The organism is Enterobacter cloacae complex sp. SYL001 (genome assembly GCF_049237025.1).
GTDB classification, from domain to species: Bacteria; Pseudomonadota; Gammaproteobacteria; order Enterobacterales; family Enterobacteriaceae; genus Enterobacter; species Enterobacter intestinihominis.
Genome location: NZ_JBMKJI010000031.1, coordinates 1 through 21,090, shown reverse-complemented (window position 1 = coordinate 21,090; position 21,090 = coordinate 1). Strand labels below are relative to the sequence as shown.

Below are 21,090 nucleotides of genomic sequence, written 5' to 3'. Positions count from 1 at the left end.
GTAAAATTAGCCTGCGCGAAGCAGCGTTTTCATTTTTTCGTTACGGCAAAACTGGCGCTTTATCTCAACCACCAGCGCATTGCGTGACAGTACAATCATCACGCCGAATGCCAGCGCGCCTGCCGCGACCTGCACCGCAAGCAGCGCCGCCAGCGGCAGATGCCCGTTGAGCACCACGCCCAGGCCGTAACTCACCGCCAGAGTCGGTAAGGAGAGATAAAACGGCAGCCACAGGCTGAGAATGTACTGACGGTAGCTGGAGCCCAGCACCGGTTTGATCATCACGAAGTAGCTCAGCACGGTATTGACGATCTGCACCAGCAGGAAGCCGAGCGTCACGCCAATGGCGCCCGCCATGTGCCCGCCCACAATGATTGCCGGAATAAACAGGAAGGTTTTAAACACGTTGAACTTGAAGCTGATATCCACGCGCGCCTTCGCCATCAGCAGAGAACCAATTGGATTCCCCACCGAGCGCAGCAGCCCCACAACGCACAGCAGTTGCAGGATCGGGATGATGCTGTTCCACTTCTCGCCAAACACCAGCGGTACGAAATTGCTGGCGACCACCATCAGCCCCAGCAGTACCGGGAAGTTGATGATCCCCACCACGGAGAGCAACTTGTAAAAGTTCACGCGCAGCTTCTCTGTATCGTCCTGAATTTTGGCGAACGCCGGGAACAGCACGCGGGTAATGATTGGGTTGAGCTTCATCGGTGGGACAACCGCGACGTTATACGCCAGGTTGTAGCCGCCCGCGACGCTCGCACCCAGAATGCGCGCCAGCACCAGCGTAGAGAGGTTAGTATTCACATAGTTGATAATGCTGTCTGCCGTCAGCCACGCGCCGAAGCGCAGGTTGGATGAAACAGACGCCAGCGAAAAATGCAGTCCCGGGCGATAAATCTTGCGGCCAAAGAAGCCAAACAGCAGCGTGCGCACGGCAGAGTTAACGAGGTAGCCGAGAATGGCGGTCATCGCCAGCGGCCAGAAATGGGCGCTGACAACGGTGAAGGTAAAGCCCGCCAGCACGGCGCTGGTTTCAATCATGCCTATCTTATTGAACTCCAGCTCTTTCTGCATCAGCGCGCGGAACTGCTGCCCGTGCGGGATCACCACGAAAGCAAACGACAGGGTGCGCATTAGCGGCGCCAGGTCCGGGTTATGCAGCACGCCGGCAATCACATCGCTCAGCAGGAACACCAGCACAAAGACGAAGATACCCAGCCCGACGTTCAGCCAGTAGAGGGTGGTCAGCTCAAGATGGCTGATCTCTTTGCGCTGGATAATGGAGTTGGCGATACCAAAGTCCGACAGCGTATCGGCCAGGGCGATAATCACCAGCGAGACGGTCAGCAGACCAAACTGGTGGTTATCGATAATGCGCGCCAGCACCGTCATCTGCACCAGGCCGAGGCCAATGATGACGATGGTGGCCATGGCTGACCATTTTGCGCCGCTGATGGTTTTTTCTCGTAAGCTCATCTTAGTACGCCGCTTTGTTCACGAAGCCTTTGAAAATGGTCAGAAAAACAATCTTGATATCGAACCAGAGGCTCCACTCGCGGATGTACTCCAGGTCGAACTCGATGCGTTTTTCCATTTTTTCCAGCGTGTCGGTCTCGCCGCGCCAGCCGTTAATCTGCGCCCAGCCGGTGATGCCCGGCTTCACCTTATGGCGCAGCATGTAGCCTTCAATCAGGGTACGGTACTGCTCGTTATGGGCCACGGCGTGAGGACGAGGCCCGACGATGGACATCCCGCCGGTGAACACGTTGATGAACTGCGGCAGCTCATCGAGCGAGGTGCGGCGAAGGAAGTTACCCACGCGGGTGACGCGCGGATCGTTCTGCGTCGCCTGGGTCACCACCTTGTCGTTCTCCATCACCTTCATGGAGCGGAATTTCCACACCATGATCGGCTTACCGTCCATGCCGTAGCGGGTCTGACGGAAGATGATCGGCCCCGGAGAGCTGAGCTTCACCGCCAACGCAATGCAGCACAGCACCGGGGAGATGAGCAGCAGGATCAGGGACGAAAGTACGATATCTTCCACGCGCTTCAGCACGCGGTTAATCCCCGACAGCGGCGTGTCGTACAACGGAACAACCGGTACCCCGTTCACCTCTTCAATACGGGAGTGGAGAATATTGAAGGTAAACACGTCAGGGATGAGGATCACCGAGCAGGTGGTATCGGCCAGCTCGCGCATCAGTGTCTTGATGCGGGATTCATCTTTCATCTGCATGGCGATGTAGACGTTGTGAATTTTGCCGGCTTTCGCGTCTTCTATCAGCTGTTCGTAGCTGCCCGCCCAGTCAGATGGTACGCCGCCGGGCTTCGCGTCGTGATAAACCCCCACCACTTCAAAACCTAACCACGGCTCTTTGCGGAAGCTGTCAAGCAACACCTGTCCCACCGGCAGGTCGCCCGCCACGGCAACGAAGCGGCGGTTATAGCCGCGGTTGCGCAGCCAGCCCGCGCCAAAGCGGATCAGCGAGCGGCAAACCACCATGCCAACGCTGGTTAACAGATACCAGCAGAGATAGGTCACAAGCCGATTATCAAAATCATGGCTGAACGCCACCAGGCCTGCGCTGAAAATCAGGCTTAAGGTCCAGTTCTGGAGCAGCAGCATCAGTTCGGTGGTCATTTTGACGCCACGCCATGAACGATAGAAATCGGTCATGCCGCCGATCATCTGAAACACCACCAGCGCAATCAACGCCATCAGCAAGTGCATGTATAAGAACGGCTGCCCGCTGACCCAACACACCGCCCACAGTCCGCCGACCATGATGGTGATATCAGAAAAACGCTGCACCATAGAGATTAACGATGCATTCGTTCTCGCTCGCTCGCGCTTTTTTAGATTTGTCATCGTTGTTCCTTTAGTTCTAAACCTTTCCCCTCGCCCCTCACCCCGGCCCTCTCCCCAAAGGGGAGAGGGTGTTCAAGTTCCCTCTCCCCTTTGGGGAGAGGGTTAGGGTGAGGGGTAAGGTTTTCTTTTTACTGATTCAACAGCGCCAGAATGTCCTTCGTTCGGGCTTCCATCAGCGCGGTATCGGCGCGGGACTCAACGTTCAGGCGCACCACCGGCTCAGTGTTGGAAGAGCGCAGGTTGAAGCGCCACTGCGGGAACGCCATGCTGATACCGTCGGTACGGTCAATCTCCAGCGCATGAATGGCAAAGTGCTGTTCGACGCGGGCGATGGCCTCGGCTGGCTGTGCCAGTTTTCTGTTGATCTCGCCGCTCGCCGGGAACGCCGCCATGCGGTCGCGTACCAGTTCGCCCAGGCTCTGCCCTTTCAGGCACAGCAGCTCGGTTACCAGCAGCCACGGGATCATCCCGCTGTCGCAGTAGGCAAAATCACGGAAATAGTGGTGGGCGCTCATCTCGCCGCCGTAGATGGCGTCTTCCTCGCGCATACGCTCTTTGATAAACGCGTGGCCGGTTTTAGACATCACCGGCTCGCCGCCCGCGGCCTTCACCACGTCGACGGTGTTCCAGGAAAGACGCGGATCGTGAATGATTTTCGCCCCCGGTTTTTTCTCGAGGAACGCTTCCGCCAGCAGGCCAACGATATAGTAGCCTTCGATAAACTGCCCTTTCTCGTCGAACAGGAAGCAGCGGTCGAAATCGCCGTCAAAGGCGATACCCATATCGGCGCCGTGCTCAATCACCGCGTTGCGGGTGTCGTCGCGGCACTCCGGCAGCAGCGGGTTAGGAATACCGTTCGGGAAGTTTCCGTCAGGCGTGTTGTGCACTTTGACGAAGGTCACCGGCACGTTCAGCGCCTTAAAGCGGGCTTCAAGTGCATCGACAACCGGGCCTGCCGCGCCGTTGCCGGAGTTAATCACCAGCTTCAGCGGTTTGAGGTTCGCCACGTTGATGTAGCCCAGCAGGTGGTCGATGTACTCTTTTTGCAGGTTGATCTGCTTATAGCTGCCGCGCTTCGCTTCGTTCACCGGCGGGAAGTCGTTGGCCTCGGCCAGACGTTGCACGTCGCGCAGACCGGTGTCGCCGCTGATAGGACGCGCGCCCTTGCGCACCAGCTTCATGCCGTTGTAGTCCATCGGGTTATGGCTGGCCGTCACTTCGATACCGCCGTCCACGCCCAGGTGGAAGGTGGCAAAATAGATCTCTTCGGTACCGGAAAGGCCAATGTCCAGCACGTCGACGCCCGCGTCCTGTAGCCCTTTCGCCAGCGCCAGCTTCAGGGATTCGCTGGTGAGACGCACGTCGCCACCCAGCACGATAGTTTGTGGTTTCAGGTATTCGCCGTACGCGCGGCCGATGCGCCACGCAATGTCTTCGTTCAGCTCTTCGCCCAGCTTGCCGCGAATATCGTAGGCTTTAAAACAGGTTAATTTTTCCATGATGACCCCTTTTTCAGGCAACAGTTGGCCCGCCCGTTAACAGGCTTAATTGTTTTTTATTCATTCGTAGGCCGGATAAGCGAAGCGCCATCCGGCGTTAAGACGGCGCTACACCCGCCCGTAGCGGTCCTGGAAGCGCACGATATCGTCCTCTTCCAGATAAGAGCCGGAACGCACCTCAATTAAGTCGAGTGGAATTTTCCCCGGGTTTTCCAGGCAGTGCGTGGCACCCAGCGGAATATAAATGGACTCGTTTTCACCGAGCAGCTTCACTTCACCGTTGATGGTCACTTTGGCGGTTCCCGCCACCACTACCCAGTGTTCGGCGCGGTGATGGTGCATCTGCACCGACAGCCCTTCACCCGGCTTCACGGTGATGCGTTTCACCTGGTAACGCTCGCCGGCGTCGATGGAGTCATATTTGCCCCACGGACGGTAGACTTCGCGGTGAATATGGTGTTCGTGGCGGCCATCGGCCTTGATCTTCTCCACCACTTTTTTAACGTCCTGCACGGCATTACGGTCGGCAATCAGCACCGCGTCTTTGGTCTGCACGACCACCAGATCTTTCACCCCTACCGTGGTGACAAGGCCAGATTCGGCGTAGACGTAGCTGTTTTCCGTTTTGTGGCTGATCACATCCCCGTGATGGACGTTACCCTCCGGGGTATGGGCGCTAATCTCCCACAGTGACGACCAGGAGCCAACGTCGCTCCAGCCCGCATCCATCGGCACCACTACCGCATCTGCCGTACGTTCCATCACCGCATAGTCAATGGACTCTTCCGGACAGGCGAGGAAGGCTTCTTCGTCCACGCGGATAAAATCAAGATCCGGATCCACCACCGCCATCGCTTTTTCGCAGGCATTTAAGATATCCGGGCGATATTTTTCCAGCTCTTCCAGATAGCGACCGGCGCGGAACAGGAACATACCGCTGTTCCAGTAGTATTCACCGCTGGCCACGTAGGCCTGGGCGGTTTCCAGATTCGGTTTTTCGACAAACTGCGCCACGTCAAAGGCCACGCTGTCGCCTTCACCAGGCGTAACGCTGCCGCGGCGAATGTAGCCATAGCCGGTTTCCGGAAGATCCGGCACGATGCCGAAGGTCACCAGCTTGCCGTTCTCAGCGTAAGGAATCGCCGCGCGAACCGCGTCGCGGAAGGCGTCTTCCTGCTGAATAACGTGGTCAGCCGCCAGCACCAGCATCAGCGGGTCGCAGTCCGGGCTGCTGCGTTTTGCCGCCAGCGCCGCAAGAGCAATAGCAGGCGCGGTGTTGCGTCCGGCAGGCTCCAGAATGATATTTTCGGTCAGTTTATTCAGCTGGCGCAGTTGCTCGGCAACGATAAAGCGGTGCTGCTCGTTACAGATCACCACCGGGCTTTCACACTCCACGCCGTGCAGACGGTTAACCGTCGTTTGCAGCATGGTAAGGTCGCCCTTCAGGCACAGAAATTGTTTTGGATAAAGCACGCGGGACAGTGGCCACAACCGGCTCCCGGATCCACCCGCCATTACGACCGGATACAAAGTGGTTTGACTCATGATTTATCCCCGTATATCTGCAATAAATTGGCTCAGCACGTTCTCTTTCTCGAGCGTGCGTTCGGCATATTCACGTGCCACCGTGTTCTCTTTTGGCATGGCGAGTGCCTGCTCAATTCCGGTCACCAGCGCAGGAACCGATTCTGGCTCTACGCAAACGGCAATGCCCGGGTAGCTGTTGCACAGCTGGCCTAATTCTGTTGCGGCTTCTGCCGTAATCACCGCATTTCCGCCCACTGCCAGAATGTTGGTCAGCTTGGACGGCAGCACCGCATCCGCCGCGCCGCGTTTTTGCACCACCAGATGGCAATCCGCCATTTTCAGCAGCGCGGGCAGCGCGTCATAAGACTGAAGCGGGAAGAAGCGGATGTTGGTCAGTCCGCGCTCGCTGGCCATTTTTTCCAGCCGCGCTTTACCCCCGCCCTGCCCGACTATCACGAACATCCACGGGTGTTCGCTCAGCTGAAGCGCGGCGTCAATCACGCTCTCCAGCCCCTGTTTTTCACCGATGTTGCCTGAGTAAAGAATGATTTTTTGATCTTCAGGCAAACCGAGCTGCGCGCGTAACGCCTGCGCATCCTGGTCTGTCACATCGCGGAAACGCGCCACTTCGGACCAATTCGGAAAGAAGATCACCTTCTCCGCCGGGACACCCTTCTCCTGCGCCTTGTTCATCATCGAGCGCGAGATGGTCGAGACGTAATCCACGTTGTGCAGGCCGCTGCGCTCAAAGGCGCTGGCGAGCTTCGCCACCTTGCCGCCCTTACCTTTCCCGGCCATCCCCAGTCCGAGCATGGCGTCCACTTCATAATCCTGAATGTGCAGCAGGGTGCGCGCGCCGGAGAGTTTTCCCAGCAGGCGCATGCCTGGCGTGCAGAACAGCGTCGGCACCACGCCGATGATGCGATCCGGCTTCCAGCGACGTTGCGCCATCAGCGGGAAAAAACTGCTCAGGGCAAAGCTGCCCAGATGAATTAAACGTTTCAGCGTCGAGGGCTGTTTCGGCACGTAGAGCGGGCAGCGCCAGACGGTCGCAGCCCCCTCTTCGCGGCGGTAGCGCCAGCTGGAATAGCGTTCGCCTACCTTCCACTCCGGGTAATACGGCGGGGCGGTAATCACCCGCACGTCATGTCCCTGGCTCGCCATCCACTCGACCATCTCGCCGGTGTATTTCCCGATACCGGTAAGCTCCGGCGAGTAGTTAATTCCGTAGACGAGGATTTTCATAGGCCTGGCACCTCGGCCTGACGTTCCGCAAGGAAGTACGCCCGACTGTTGTCATGGACATTGTCGCTTGCCAGCAGCGCCTCTGGCGTTAACCAGCGGTAATCGTCATGCTGAGAATCAGGCAGACGCAGGTCTGCCTCACTCACCTTCAGGCGGAACCCCAGCACGACATAGTGCGTGGTGAACCCGGTGCCCGAAAAGTTATCGTCATAGAAGTGCTGCCAGACCCCGTAAAACTGGCCCGCTGCCATCGGCAGTTGCAGGCCCAGTTCCGCCAGAGTGAGACGCTCAAACGCATCGCTTAGCGTCTCATCCTTCTGCACGCGCCCGCCGGGCACGAACCAGAAGCCCTGTGCAGGACGATTGGTTCGTTTCCCCAGCAAGAACTCGCCGCGTTCGTTCTCCACGATCAAATCAATTGAGATGAGCGGAGTGGAACGCACCACCGTGGCAAAATCTTCCTGACTTAAAAACATCATTACCCCCGGAAGCGGTGCTGGTTTTCCAGGAACCACTGGTAGGTGCTGGCCAGCCCCTGCTCCAGTGAGACCTCGTGATACCAGCCAAGCTGATGCAGACGGGTCACGTCCAGCAGCTTGCGCGGCGTGCCGTCCGGTTTGGTGGCATCAAACACCACGCGTCCTTTGTAGCCCACCACCTGCGCGATGGTCTGCGCCAGCTCGCGAATGGTGCAGTCCACGCCGGTCCCGACGTTAATGTGCGACAGCATCGGCTCGGTGTTTTCCTGCCACACCTCGCGATCCAGCTCCATGACGTGAATGCTGGCAGCCGCCATATCGTCCACGTGCAGGAACTCGCGCATTGGCGTACCGCTGCCCCACACCACCACGTCCGGGGCGTTTTCGGCAGTCGCCTCGTGGAAACGACGCAGCAGCGCCGGGATCACGTGCGAATTACTCGGGTGGAAGTTGTCGTGCGGTCCGTAGAGGTTGGTCGGCATCACCGAGCGATAGTCGCGGTTATACTGACGGTTGTACGATTCACACAGCTTGATCCCGGCAATTTTGGCAATCGCGTACGGCTCGTTGGTGGCTTCCAGCGTGCCCTGCAACAGTTCGCTCTCGGCGATCGGCTGTTTCGCCATTTTTGGGTAGATACAGGATGAACCGAGGAACAGCAGCTTGTTCACGTTGTGCAGATGCGCCGCGTGAATGATGTTGCTCTCAATCATCATGTTCTCGTAGATGAAATCCGCCGGGTAGGTGTTGTTAGCGACAATGCCGCCCACCTTCGCCGCCGCCAGATACACCTGGTCGATACGTTCGCTGGCGAAGAAGTCCTGCACCGCTTTGCTGTCAAGCAGGTTCAGCTCGTCGCGGGTGCGAACAATCACCTCAACGTCGCCGCGCTGTTCAAGCTGGCGGACAATCGCGGAACCCACCATTCCGCGATGACCGGCGACAAAAATACGTTGTTTTGTCATTCTCAGGACTCCAGCGCGATGGCAACCTCGTAGCCATGGGACTTGAGCAGGGAGTGTTTTTTCGCTGCTTCAAGATCTTTGGCCACCATCTCGGATACCATTTCTTGCAGGGTGGTTTCTGGTTTCCAGCCCAGCTTCTCGTGCGCTTTGGTTGGGTCGCCCAGCAGGGTTTCCACTTCAGCAGGACGGAAGTAACGCGGATCCACCTGAACAATCACGTCGCCTGGCTTCACGCCCGGTGCGTCGTGGCCGGTCACGGAAACAACGATACCCTTCTCTTCCACGCCGGTGCCTTCGAAGCGCAGCTTGATGCCCAGCTGTGCCGCAGCCATCTCAACGAACTGACGTACGGAGTACTGCACGCCGGTCGCGATCACGAAGTCTTCTGGCTGTTCCTGCTGCAGCATCATCCACTGCATTTTCACGTAGTCTTTCGCATGGCCCCAGTCACGCAGGGAGTCCATGTTGCCGAGGTGCAGGCAAGACTCCAGACCCTGAGCGATGTTAGCGATCGCGCGGGTGATTTTACGGGTCACGAAGGTTTCGCCACGACGTGGGGATTCGTGGTTGAACAGAATGCCGTTACAGGCGTACATGCCGTAGGATTCACGGTAGTTCACAGTGATCCAGTAAGCGTACAGTTTCGCTACCGCGTACGGAGAACGTGGGTAGAACGGCGTAGTCTCTTTCTGCGGAATTTCCTGCACCAGACCATACAGCTCAGAGGTAGATGCCTGATAGAAACGGGTTTTCTTCTCAAGACCCAGGAAGCGAATCGCTTCCAGCAGACGCAGGGTACCCATGGCGTCCACGTCAGCGGTGTATTCCGGGGATTCGAAGGAGACCGCAACGTGGCTCATCGCGCCCAGGTTGTAGACTTCATCCGGCTGTACTTCCTGCAGGATGCGGGTCAGGTTGGAGGTATCGGTCAGGTCGCCGTAGTGCAGGTGGAATTTCGGGTTCGCCGCGTGAGGATCCTGATAAATATGATCGACACGTTCGGTGTTAAATGAAGACGCACGACGTTTAATACCGTGTACTTCATACCCTTTTTCCAGCAGTAACTCTGCCAGGTAAGAACCATCCTGCCCGGTAACGCCGGTGATGAGAGCGACTTTAGACATGTTTATATTCCTCTACTTATGAATTTAATCAGTTTCAACGCGTTCGCGTATCACCACTGCGGGGTTGCCACGGCAAATTTTATTTGCCGGTAGCGATTTAAAAACGCTGCTGCGGGCACCGACTACTGTGCCATCGCCAACAGAAACACCGGGTGCAACAAAAACATCCGTTGCCAGCCAGCATTTTTCACCGATCACAACAGGCGAAGCGGTAATATCAAAATGCGGGCTCATAAAATCGTGGCTGCCGGCGCACAAATAACACTTCTGTGAAACCACCGAATTTGCGCCAATCGTAATCTCGCCAAGGGTATATAACACCGCGTCATCCCCTACCCAGGCGTAATCCCCAAGCGTTAATTTCCAGGGATAAGTAATTTTCACCGAAGGACGAATGACTACGTTTTTTCCTATTTTTGCGCCAAACAGACGCAGTAAAAATGCGCGCCAGCGGTACAGTATTTGCGGCGACCAGGCAAATAACGTTGCCTGTACAGCCCACCACAGTTGAACTTTAATACCGCTCCCGCCCCGAAAACCTTTCGGCACGGAGAATCCATTTAATTCCTGCATTACGTTTCCTTATATCTCAGGCTTTGTTATATAAGGCTTTCGCTTTACCCGTCGTTTTCAGACGTAAGAAATAAGATAATTCCGCCCAGAACCCCGGCACGCGTAATATTTTACGCTGCACGTTTTTGGCATCCTGGCACAATTCCAGATTATTCGAGGTTGACACGCCGCCCATTGAAAATTCGGATACCAGTCCTTTAATTCGACGGAACGGGTAGCCAGATTTGTACAGGCTGGCGGCCAGGGCATAATCTGATGACACTTTATATTGCAAATCGTAAGGCTGCTTTTTCAGGCCACTCATCGGGAAGAAAATAGCCTGATGGCTTGCCGGCAGGCTGTGGTAGATATACCAGCCTGGTTTCGCGCCGCGCAGCACTTTTTTCCCCTCGCCGAAATCAAGCAGCGCATCACCGATAAACATGGCATCTTCTTTCTGGCGCGCCAGCTGGCGTGCAAACAGCGCCACATCTTCATGGAACACGTCGCCGGAATTGAGGAATATGGCGTAGCGCCCCTGCGCCATGTTGATGCCTTTATTCATGGCATCATAAATGCCTTTATCTTTCTCGCTGATGTAACGTAAGTTGAACTCACCGTTAAGTTTTTCCAGGAACTCCGCCGTGCCGTCGTTCGAGCCGCCATCGACCACGATCCACTCAAAGGTGAGGCTCGGATCGCGCGCCAGGTTGCGCAGCGAGCGCCAGGTTTTTACCACCCCTTCGTGGTTACGAAAGGCGACAGTAATGACGCTAAGAAACATAAATCACCTCATTTCTTCATACGCTCGTAATATTCAGCGCTTTGCGCAAAATAAACGGACATACAATTAAGAATGCATATTCCGGGCTAAATATTGACCCGGTAAAAAACAACGACACCGGTGTGAACAGATAAAGTTGCACGCGAAAGTTCTGGTTATCACCAAACGCGTTAATCATCATTTTGAAAACTTTAAACAGATACCACAGTGTCAACAGTACGGCGAACCAGGAAAAATAGATAATTAACAGATACAGACCATTGTCTATGGTTTTACCGACATCCGCACCGTTAAAGATTCCGAATGATGCAACATATTCGTAAAGTGAGCCGAATCTTACTACGCCATCAATATGGGTTAAGGAATAACCCACCATCACCAGTGGACCAATGATGCGATAATAGGACGACGAACCTTCCGTTCCCAAATCACCCAGACGTTCAGAAATGTACGGGAATGCGAATATTACGCCCACTAAAAATACCGTCAGAGAAATGATCGCCAGCGGCAGTTTTTTCTTAATCGCCTCTTTGTTCAGGTACTGGAACGCCCACTCCAGCAGGTAAAACAGAATAAACGTCATTACCCCTGAGAACGACCCTGACAGAACGATTCCTGCAAGAATCATAGCATCGGTCTTGGGGGTTTTGATACCGAACTGTTTGATGCTGAGCCAAATTGAGATTAATGCCAGAGCAAAAAACGCCGGTTCAAAATAGAGCGCAGTGGTACGCTTGCCACCAAACTTAATGAAGTTCAGTACATAGCTGTTACTGTATATAAGATATTTCGAAATTATTTCCATCAGGCTACTGCCGCCTGTGAGAATAATTTGCGCCATCTCCAATGCCGCAAGCATAACAATCAGCCCGACGACAATATAAAAGAACCTGAGGATTTTCCTATAATTGTGCGGAGAGATAGTTTTAAAACGAATACTCCACACCATGCCAATAATGATAACGATATAAACAAACAGCATGGTGGAGGTGACATATTTGCTGGCGTCCAGCGACTGACCAAAGATGTAGTTAAACGCCGTCAGACCAAACCCGATCCCCAGCGCAATCATCAGCTTTTTGAGGTTAAGCTTATCAACGTATAGCAACAGCAGAACCGGCAGGAAGGTGACGATGGTGATTGGGAAGCTTTCACCGAGCTGGGCAATCTTGACGTTGACCAGCAGGTAGATCAGCGGCAGCAGCAGATAACTACAGATTCTGATAGAACGAGACATACTCCTCCAGCATCTGTTGTCCACTGTACGCTTTGCGGCTGCGGTTGCGGAACGATTCCAGGTCCGTGCCAAAAACAGCCTGCGCGATATCGGCCTTCGACAGCTGCACCAGCGGCAGCACCTCGTTCTCACTGAAGGTTTTACCGCCCGATTTCTCCAGCACTTCGCGCGCCGCGTCGCTGTGGGTGGCAATGACCGGCACGCCAATGGAGAGCGCTTCGCACAGGATCAGCGGGTAGTTGTCCACGCGGGAGCTGAACACCAGCGCGTCCATACCGTTGAGCGCGCTCATCAGTTTGCGCTTGTCGGTTTCAAACCCGTGATTCACCACGTTAGCGCCTTCGAACGGCGAGAATTTGCCGAAGGTATGCAGTTCAATTTTGTCGCCGAGCGCCATCATGTCGCGCACCAGCTGTTGGTTGGTTTTGCCGTCGTAGCGCAGGTCATGGGCGACGACCGCAATTTTCGGCTTGCCGGTGGTAATGGCTACGGGCGTCAGTTCGGCCAGGATCTCTTCCGTCGCCACATCAATACCGTTGTTGATAATCTGGCAGCGCCCTGCTCCGTACAGGCTATTAAAAGCATCTGCCACGTGCTGGCTTGGAGAGATAAAGGTGCAGCCGAGCGAGAGCATGTCGCGGAACAGCTGACGCTTGCCCTCAACCAGCTGATGCGCGCGATCGACCTTCACCGGCGGATAGTTGCTGAGCGTAGGGCATTTCTGGCAGTTATCTTTCCAGCCTTCGCAGCCGTCGGTAAAGGCGCAGCGTCCGGTCACGCTCCAGTGGTCGTGTAGCGTCCAGACGAAACGGGTGTCCGGCTTGTGCGCCTTCACTTTGCCACAAAACGCTACCACCTCTTCCAGATTCAGCCAGTAGCTGTGCAGCACGTGGAAGTGCAGCACAACCGGCCCGCGGGTGCGGGTGACGGTGCGGTAGAGGTTATTCAGGTTGCCGAACAGGTCGCGGTTAAACAGACGGAACAGCGCAATATTGGCGATGGAGGTCAGACGTGGCGTCTGCTTCAGCACCTGCGGATAGTTATCATGGCTGACGCTTTTCTTGCCGCCCTTGCCGTAACCGTAAACAAAGCGCGACTGTAATCCTTTTTGCAGCGCGCGCTGGTGCAGATCCAGCGCTACGCCTGCCGCCCCGCCCTCTGCGAGGCGTACGTTAAATTGCAGAATGTTCATTTAATCACCTTCACGCGGGCTTTCTCGCCCACCACCAGCGCATTGTCCGGAATGCTGTCCAGCACTACGCTACCTGCGCCAACCGTCACGTTATTGCCCACGGTAATCTCCCCGATCATCACCACGTTGGCGCCCAGCTCGACGTTATTGCCAATCACCGGGCAGGCCAGGCTGTCTGGCCCACGGTTGCCGATTGTCACCCCGTGGCGAATGGTGAAATCATCACCCGCGACGACGAACTTGTTGATGACGACCGCATAGCCGTGATGAATGGTAAAGCGGCGGCCAATGGTGGCAGCGGCCTGAATTTCATAGCCAAAAAAGCATTCGGTGATGATGCGGTACAGCACCAGCACCGGCGCGGCCCAGATATTGTTCAGCACATTTTTTTTGCGCCACACCGAGCAAAAGTGCGCAATACGGTAGGCCAGAACCATGCAGCACGGGCGCAGGCTCCAGCTGTTAGCGCGGCAATCTTCCAGAAACATTATTTCCCCCGAAGCCCGTCAGCCAGACGCTTGCCGTTACGCACCGACAGCAGCGTCAGCAGCGTGCGCCAGTTCATGCGCTTGTTACGGATCTGATAGAGGGTAAAGAGCTGATACTTCCGACTGGCACGGTCAAACTTGTCCTTGTGCTTGCGGTAAAAATGGAAGTAGCCCGAGAATTTTTTCGGTGACGAGGTGATCTGCATCTCCCCGTGGTTGATGTGCAGGATCTGCGTGGCCTCTTCCACCTTCCACGGCTCGCCGTACTCCACCACCATCCGCAGGAAAATGTCGTAATCCTGTGCGGCCTTCAGCTCGGTATCGAACAGACACTCCTTAAAGCGCCAGGCCCAGGTAAACACCTGGTTGCCGATAATGTTGCGCTTGTAGAACAGGCGGCGGGAATACGGTGATTTCGGATACAGCGGCAGGCTGGCCGGCTGCGAATAGACCTCGCCCTGACAGACATAGTCGTTGGCATACAGAAACGCGTGGGTCACCAGCTGCGCTTTGTGCGACAGGAAGATCGACAGACGGTTTGGCGTCCATTCGTCATCATCGTCGATACCGGTCAGATACTGCCCTTTCGCCTGCATAATCGCCTGATTGCGCACCGCGCACGCCCCGGAGTTGATGGCGTTGTGCGTGTACACCACGCGCGGGTCGTTCAGGTCTTCGACAAACTTTTGCAGCTGTTCGTAAGAGGAGGAACAGTCATCCACGATAATCAGTTCCCAGTTATCGTAATCCTGACGCAGGACCGATTTAATCGCGCGGATCGCCAGCTGCTGACGATTCCATGTCGGCATATAGATAGAAATCAAAGGGCGTTGTGTGCTCATGTATTCCTCCTGCCCCTCACCCCGACCCTCTCCCCGAAGGGGAGAGGGTGAAAGACCGCACCAGGCAGTCCCCTCTCCCCTCAGGAGAGAGGGTTAGGGTGAGGGGTGTGGGGTGTGTTTTGTTATTTAGAGTCAGACTTGTATTCGTACTCGTAGTAGCCGTAATCCTGATAACCCGTCGCACGGCGGAAGATGGAGTTCAGAATGACCCCTTTCACCTCAATACCGTTCTGCTCAAAGCGGCTCAGGCTGGTTTCCACTTCCTTCAGGGTGTTCACCGCATAGCGTGCAACCATCAGCGTGGTGCCCGCATGACGCCCTACCACGGCGGCGTCGGTGACCGCCAGAATTGGTGGGGTATCGATCAGCACCAGGTCATAGTTTTTGCTTGCCCACTCGATCAGCTGCGTGAAGCGCTCGCTCATCAGCAGTTCAGACGGGTTCGGCGGTACCTGGCCACGCGGGATCAGGTCAAATTTCGGAATCGAGGTCGGCTTGGCGCTCTCGCTGATCTCCCCTTTACCCAGCAGGATTTCCGACAGACCGTTAACGTTGTTGGTACCCAGCAGCTCATGGGTGTAGCCCTTACGCATGTCGCAGTCGATCAGCAGCACGCGCTGGTTGGTCTGGCTCACCACCGCCGCCAGGTTGGCACAGACGAAGGTCTTACCAATTGACGGGCTGACACCGGTCATCATCAGGACGTTGTTTTTGGCCTGCATCATGGCGAAGTGGAGGCTGGTACGCAGGCTACGCACCGCTTCAATCGCGAGGTCGGTCGGGTTACCCACGGCCAGCAGCTGGCTCTGTTTGTAACGCTTGACGCCCTTAACGGTTTTGACGCTGTCACGGGACTTCTGCCACTCCGAAAGCGGGATGCTGGCGTACACGCTGATCCCGTTCTCTTCCAGCACCTGCGGGCTTTCGATACCGCGGTTGAACAGCGAGCGCAGCAGCACGCCGACGATAGAGAGCATCAGGCCGAGAATAATGCTGCCGAGGATAATCAGCGCTTTCTTCGGCTTCAGCACGCCCGGCTGGGTAATCGCCGGGTCAACGATACGCACGTCGCCCACGGTGCTGGCTTCGGTGATTTTCAGCTCCTGCTGCTTGTTCAGCAGTTGCATGTAAACCTGCTGGCCGGATTCCACATCACGCGTCAGGCGTACGATTTCCTGCTGCGTCTTCGGCATCGCGGTCACGCGGTCATTCAGCTTCGCCTTCTCTTCTTCCAGGGTACGACGTTTCTCGAGCAGCGTGCGGTACGCCGGGTGACGTTTGGTATAGAGCTTGGAAATTTCCGCCTCTTTAAAGGTCAGCTCGTTTAGCTGCGCATCAATATTGACCATGGAGTCGAGAACCGATTTCGCCTCCAGCGGCAGGTCGACGGAGTCTTTATCCTGACGGTATGCGTTCAGCTTGTTCTCGGCGTCATCCAGACGGGCGCGCACCTCCGGCAGCTGTTTACTGAGGAACGCGAGGCTTTTAGCAGCTTCCGCTGACTTGCGCTCAACGTTCTGCTCAAGGTAGTTACGGGTGATGCTGTTCAGGATGTCGCGGATTTGATCCTTGTCTTCACCGGTGAAGGTCATGCTCAGGACGCCGGTGTCCTTGCCGTTTTCGGTGACGGTCAGGTTGTTTTGCAGATTGTTGATCATCCCGAGCGTCGAGAATTTGGTGACCGTAAACTCACCGCCCTCGTGCGCCTGGATGGCACCAACCCTGATGCTCACGCCATCTTTGGTCAGCATCTGCCCCACTTCGCCGCGCGCGCTGAAGCCTGCGTCGCTGGTCAGCTGATACTGTTTTGGTCCCAGCACGGTCAGGGTAAAGGTTTGGTCCCCTGCCCCTTTTGGAATCACGAAGTCGGTCACTTTTACCGTATCGTTACTGCGCCCCATCAGGCGATCCCAGCCTGCGCCAAACACCGGGAAGGTGTTTTTGGTGACCGCGATATCCAGCCCCAGATCGTGAACCGTTTTGCCCAATACCAGGCGCGACTGGATCAGCTGAATTTCAGCCTCCGATGCCGGCGGCTTGTTGGCCAGCGCAGAGCCGATATCCTGAACCAGCGAGTTTCCGGTATTTTGTTCGATCTGCACCAGCGCGTCGGCGCTGTAAATAGGCGTCGCGAACAGCGTATAAACGATCGCCGCCACGGCAAAGATGGCGGTTATACCCAGCACCCACCATTTCGCTTCAATAACGGTCCCGACCAGGCGACCGATATCGATTTCATCACTGCCCGACGTCGGGGCGGCAGAAGGTCTTGTTTTTTCTGTCATTGTTATCCCTGCTGAGCTTTCAGTGCCTGCGCCCACTGGCGGGCAGACTGGTCTAGTAAGGTGTATACCGCCTCAAAGGCCTCGCGGCTCTTGCGATACGGATCGGGAATTTCGCGCTCACCATCCCAGTGACCAAACAGCATCACCTTGCCGCGCATCTCCGGTGCAATATCGCACAGCGCGTGAATGTGGCGTTTTTCCATCGCGAGGATCAGGTCATATTCCCGGCACATTCGGCCAGAGACCTGACGGGCAACGTGCCCGTCGAGTGAGAGGTTATGCTCAAGGGCGACGCTTGCGGCACGTTCGTCGGCACCTTTTCCGACCAGCGCGCCCAGCCCTGCGGAGTCGACCGTTAACGCAGGCTGGTAATTTTTCAACAGCCTTTCAGCCGTGGGGGAACGGCAAATGTTCCCCACACACACCACCAGAATTTTGTTAAACATCGCGGCTTACCAGGTATGAATGTCGCTCGCCGTATCCGTCATGTAGCGAACGCCACTGATGGTAGGCAGCAACTGGTTGATCAGACGGTTCCAGCGGGCAACCGGCGCGGTGGTGACATAGACCACATCGTATGGCTGGAGACGGAACGACGTTGCCATGACCAGCGACGTCGCGTCGGACATGTCCAGCTGGTAGATGTTGGCAATCTTGCCTTTCGCGTTTTCGCCTTTGATCGGACGGATCACAAAGATACCGCTGGCGTTGGAGGCGGTCAGATCGATACCTTCCGCGTTGCCCAGGGCTTCGGTCAGGGTCATACCGCTGAAGTCCATCTTGAGGGTGCTCTGTTTCTTCACTTCACCCATCACGAACACTTTCAGATCGTCGTTGCGCGGCACGTAAAGAATATCGCCCGGATAGAGGAGACGGTTCTGGGTCAGGTCACCGTTTTGCATCAGCGCCTGAAGCGAAATGCGCTGCTCTTTGCCGTTGTGGGTCAGCACCACGTTGCGCCAGTCAGCACCGTCGGTTAAGCCGCCTGCGGCATTGATCGCATCAAGCACGGTGAGCGGGACGTTGGTGATAGCCTGCTGGCCGGATTTGTTGACCTGGCCTGAGATATAGGCTTTCTGGGATCGGAACGCGGCGATATTAACGTCCACCTGCGGGTCAGCAATGTACTGCGCCAGGCGGCCGGTAATATCACTACGGATCTCAGCAAGCGTTTTTCCCGCGACGTGCACTTTGCCAATGTAGGGATAGAACATGGTGCCATCGGACTGTACCCAGTTACCGGTGTCGCTTGAGCTACGGTACTGGCCCGCAGGTGTGGTCAGTTCCGGGTGATCCCAGACGGTCACGTTAATGACGTCACCCGGACCAACGCGATACTGGTAAGAGGCAATTTCCTGGTCCAGAGACATATTTGGCTGAGCAACATTCGGACGTGGGCGTAATTGTTCTACCAGACGTGGGGTTAATGGGTAAACATTCACCATTTTGTCGAGATCAAAATCAGCATCCTGCTGTTTAATCACATCCTTGCCCATTGTTGACATATTGCTGCCGGGAAAGACCGTGCAACCACTCATCAAGGTCACAGACACCAATAATGGCATCAATTTCATTTTGGATTTCATCATTGATTATTTATCACTTTGGCAGAGTAATTATCCTGTGCAATTAAAATAAGCGCGGGTCGTGGTGACAATCAGAATGCAGTTAATCATTTAGCAATATAACTGGCATCAGTCCTAAAAAAAGCTTATTCATCCATTGGCTATTGACAGAATAATTGAGGCTGATTCACACGCTTTCAGGCACGCTACCGCCCTTGGCTTTCAGTTACCAATCCACTGACTAAACAATGCGTTATGGTTAGACACCCTCTTGGATCAGGCCTTTTGAGAAATATATCCGCCACCTTAAACGGGTGATTGATAATGTATAACCTTCACCAAAGACTGAAACAAAAATAGCAACAAGGAGATTTAACATTTGATGCTGGAAGAATTGTTGCAGCTAACCTAATAGCAGGCAAGGAGACAACCGTCCTAATATTCGTTTTTAAGATTAATATTAAGAGCAAAGTTTTGAGGTTTTCGGATTTTCTTTATATTGACAAAATAGAGCGCCAGACCATTTATTGCGATATATCCTAAATGTCGTCTTTTGTAATTAAATCTTCGCATTTAACTTATTTACACAGCCCGTAAATGGGTTTTACCTGAGTGTAGCATTAAGAGAAATCTCACCCCGGCATTGCAATTTCCGTCTGCTTTATCCATGATCGAAGTGTGACATTAGTCATATAACAGAAGGTATTGCATTTACTATGGAATGGATTGCCGATCCATCAATCTGGGCCGGGCTGGTGACGCTGGTCGTCATCGAATTAGTGCTCGGCATTGATAACCTGGTGTTTATCGCCATCCTTGCCGATAAATTACCCCCTTCACAACGCGACCGCGCCCGCGTGACGGGTCTTCTGCTCGCCATGGTGATGCGTCTGCTGTTACTGGCCTCAATCTCCTGGCTGGTGACGCTGACCAAACCCTTATTCAGCGTGCAGGGTCTGAGCTTTAGCGCCCGAGACCTGATCATGCTTTTCGGCGGATTGTTCCTGCTGTTCAAAGCCACGGTTGAGCTTAATGAGCGGCTGGAAGGAAAAGACAGTGAAAACCCCACCCAGCGGCGCGGCGCTAAATTCTGGCCGGTGGTCGCGCAGATAGTGGTGCTGGATGCCGTCTTTTCTCTCGACTCCGTGATTACTGCCGTCGGGATGGTTGACCATCTGGCGGTGATGATGGCCGCCGTGATCATTGCCATCACCCTGATGGTGCTCGCCAGTAAAGCCCTGACGCGCTTCGTGAACAGTCACCCGACTATCGTCATTCTGTGTCTGAGCTTCCTGCTGATGATTGGCTTTAGCCTGGTGGCGGATGGTTTTGGCTTCCATATCCCGAAAGGATATCTGTACGCTGCCATTGGTTTCTCGGTGCTTATTGAGTTTCTTAACCAGCTGGCCATTTTCAACCGCCGCCGTTTTCTTTCCGCGAACCAGACATTACGACAGCGCACCGCAGATACGGTGATGCGCCTGCTGAGCGGCAAAAAAGAGGATGCCGAGCTGGATGCTGAATCCGCTGCGATGCTAGCCGACCACAGCGACGGGCAGATCTTCAACCCGCAGGAACGCCGGATGATAGAGCGCGTGCTTAACCTCAACCAGCGCTCGGTCAGCAGTATCATGACCTCCCGCCACGACATTGAGCATATTGACCTGACGGCACCGGAAGAGCAGATCCGTGCCCTGCTGGATAAAAACCAGCACACCCGCGTGGTGGTGACCGGCGGAGAAGAGGAAGAAGAGCTGCTGGGCGTGGTACACGTGATTGACCTGCTGCAACAGCAGCTTCACGGTGAGCCGCTCAACCTGCGCGCGCTGGTGCGCCAGCCGCTGGTCTTCCCGGAAGCGCTGCCGCTGCTCTCCGCGCTGGAGCAGTTCCGCAACGCGCGTACCCACTTCGCGTTTGTCGTTGATGAGTTTGGTTCTGTGGAAGGGCTGGTGACGCTCAGCGACGTGATGGAAACCATCGCCGGTAATCTGCCTAATGAGGTGGATGAGATCGATGCGCGTCACGATATTCAGAAAAACGCCGACGGCAGCTGGACCGCCAACGGCCACATGCCGCTTGAAGATCTGGTGCAGTTCGTTCCGCTTCCGCTGGACGAGAAGCGCGAATACCACACCATCGCCGGTTTGCTGATGGAATATCTGCAACGTATTCCGCAGCCGGGCGAAGAGGTCCAGGTGGGGGATTACATGATCAAAACCTTGCAGGTAGAGAGCCATCGCGTGCAGAAGGTGCAGCTGATACCGCTGCGCGGTGAGGATGAGATGGATTTTGAGGTGTAAAAAAGCCGGGTGGCGCTTCGGTATGAACCGGAAACATGGGTAACACTTTAGACCGGATACATGGGTAACAGTTATAACTGGCATAGAAGAGGAGACTCGCTATGCCCTGGACTGAGACCCGACCT

At 55.3% G+C, this 21,090-nt stretch carries 18 protein-coding genes; 1 reads left to right on the top strand and 17 read right to left on the bottom strand.

The window, feature by feature from the left end; all coding sequences use genetic code 11:
• Positions 1-6 precede the first annotated feature (6 nt).
• The 17 genes from wzxC to ACOTZP_RS20840 form a co-directional block, all read right to left on the bottom strand.
• On the bottom strand, positions 7-1,485 hold the full coding sequence (wzxC, locus tag ACOTZP_RS20920) for a colanic acid undecaprenyl disphosphate flippase WzxC (RefSeq protein ID WP_022648629.1): 1,479 nt from the start codon (positions 1,483-1,485) through the stop codon (positions 7-9).
• A 1-nt stretch (position 1,486) separates the two neighbouring features.
• Entirely contained in the window at positions 1,487-2,881 is a 1,395-nt protein-coding gene (wcaJ, locus tag ACOTZP_RS20915; RefSeq protein ID WP_023300544.1) for an undecaprenyl-phosphate glucose phosphotransferase, read from the bottom strand.
• A gap of 128 nt (positions 2,882-3,009) precedes the next feature.
• Entirely contained in the window at positions 3,010-4,380 is a 1,371-nt protein-coding gene (gene cpsG, locus ACOTZP_RS20910) for a colanic acid biosynthesis phosphomannomutase CpsG (protein WP_271075201.1), read from the bottom strand.
• A 108-nt stretch (positions 4,381-4,488) separates the two neighbouring features.
• Positions 4,489-5,925 carry a mannose-1-phosphate guanyltransferase gene (gene cpsB / locus ACOTZP_RS20905; RefSeq protein WP_023300545.1) on the bottom strand — a complete coding sequence of 479 codons (1,437 nt, stop codon included), beginning with the start codon at positions 5,923-5,925 and terminating at the stop codon, positions 4,489-4,491.
• 3 nt (positions 5,926-5,928) lie between these two features.
• Positions 5,929-7,152, bottom strand: a complete 1,224-nt coding sequence (gene wcaI, locus ACOTZP_RS20900) for a colanic acid biosynthesis fucosyltransferase WcaI (protein WP_022648633.1) — start codon at positions 7,150-7,152, stop codon at positions 5,929-5,931.
• Positions 7,149-7,628 carry a GDP-mannose mannosyl hydrolase gene (locus tag ACOTZP_RS20895; RefSeq protein WP_072201098.1) on the bottom strand — a complete coding sequence of 160 codons (480 nt, stop codon included), beginning with the start codon at positions 7,626-7,628 and terminating at the stop codon, positions 7,149-7,151. Before ACOTZP_RS20895 ends, wcaI begins: the two co-directional genes overlap by 4 nt.
• Positions 7,629-7,630: 2 nt before the next feature.
• Positions 7,631-8,596 carry a GDP-L-fucose synthase gene (gene fcl / locus ACOTZP_RS20890; RefSeq protein WP_015572377.1) on the bottom strand — a complete coding sequence of 322 codons (966 nt, stop codon included), beginning with the start codon at positions 8,594-8,596 and terminating at the stop codon, positions 7,631-7,633.
• Between the two features lie 2 nt (positions 8,597-8,598).
• Complete coding sequence (gene gmd, locus ACOTZP_RS20885; protein WP_003863514.1) at positions 8,599-9,720, bottom strand: GDP-mannose 4,6-dehydratase; 1,122 nt, start codon at positions 9,718-9,720, stop codon at positions 8,599-8,601.
• A gap of 24 nt (positions 9,721-9,744) precedes the next feature.
• Entirely contained in the window at positions 9,745-10,293 is a 549-nt protein-coding gene (gene wcaF / locus ACOTZP_RS20880) for a colanic acid biosynthesis acetyltransferase WcaF (RefSeq protein WP_063841327.1), read from the bottom strand.
• 16 nt (positions 10,294-10,309) lie between these two features.
• Complete coding sequence (wcaE, locus tag ACOTZP_RS20875) at positions 10,310-11,056, bottom strand: colanic acid biosynthesis glycosyltransferase WcaE (protein ID WP_023300546.1); 747 nt, start codon at positions 11,054-11,056, stop codon at positions 10,310-10,312.
• 16 nt (positions 11,057-11,072) lie between these two features.
• Positions 11,073-12,293, bottom strand: coding sequence for a colanic acid polymerase WcaD (gene wcaD / locus ACOTZP_RS20870; protein WP_022648637.1), 1,221 nt, complete (start codon positions 12,291-12,293; stop codon positions 11,073-11,075).
• Complete coding sequence (wcaC, locus tag ACOTZP_RS20865) at positions 12,268-13,485, bottom strand: colanic acid biosynthesis glycosyltransferase WcaC (protein WP_023300547.1); 1,218 nt, start codon at positions 13,483-13,485, stop codon at positions 12,268-12,270. The genes wcaD and wcaC overlap by 26 nt, the downstream gene beginning before the upstream one ends.
• The gene (gene wcaB, locus ACOTZP_RS20860; protein WP_023300548.1) at positions 13,482-13,973 is read right to left on the bottom strand and encodes a colanic acid biosynthesis acetyltransferase WcaB; all 492 of its coding nucleotides are present in this window, start codon (positions 13,971-13,973) and stop codon (positions 13,482-13,484) included. The genes wcaC and wcaB overlap by 4 nt, the downstream gene beginning before the upstream one ends.
• Positions 13,973-14,815 carry a colanic acid biosynthesis glycosyltransferase WcaA gene (wcaA, locus tag ACOTZP_RS20855; protein WP_006811246.1) on the bottom strand — a complete coding sequence of 281 codons (843 nt, stop codon included), beginning with the start codon at positions 14,813-14,815 and terminating at the stop codon, positions 13,973-13,975. The genes wcaB and wcaA overlap by 1 nt, the downstream gene beginning before the upstream one ends.
• A 122-nt stretch (positions 14,816-14,937) precedes the next feature.
• A complete protein-coding gene (gene wzc / locus ACOTZP_RS20850) occupies positions 14,938-17,100 on the bottom strand; it encodes a tyrosine-protein kinase Wzc (protein WP_058646963.1) in 2,163 nt (720 codons plus the stop codon).
• A 2-nt stretch (positions 17,101-17,102) separates the two neighbouring features.
• Positions 17,103-17,546 carry a low molecular weight protein-tyrosine-phosphatase Wzb gene (gene wzb / locus ACOTZP_RS20845; RefSeq protein ID WP_003862078.1) on the bottom strand — a complete coding sequence of 148 codons (444 nt, stop codon included), beginning with the start codon at positions 17,544-17,546 and terminating at the stop codon, positions 17,103-17,105.
• Positions 17,547-17,552: 6 nt separating this feature from the next.
• Complete coding sequence (locus ACOTZP_RS20840) at positions 17,553-18,689, bottom strand: polysaccharide export protein (RefSeq protein WP_022648641.1); 1,137 nt, start codon at positions 18,687-18,689, stop codon at positions 17,553-17,555.
• 692 nt (positions 18,690-19,381) lie between these two features.
• Here ACOTZP_RS20840 and ACOTZP_RS20835 point away from each other — a divergent pair.
• On the top strand, positions 19,382-20,965 hold the full coding sequence (locus tag ACOTZP_RS20835) for a TerC family protein (RefSeq protein ID WP_015572372.1): 1,584 nt from the start codon (positions 19,382-19,384) through the stop codon (positions 20,963-20,965).
• Positions 20,966-21,090 lie beyond the last annotated feature (125 nt).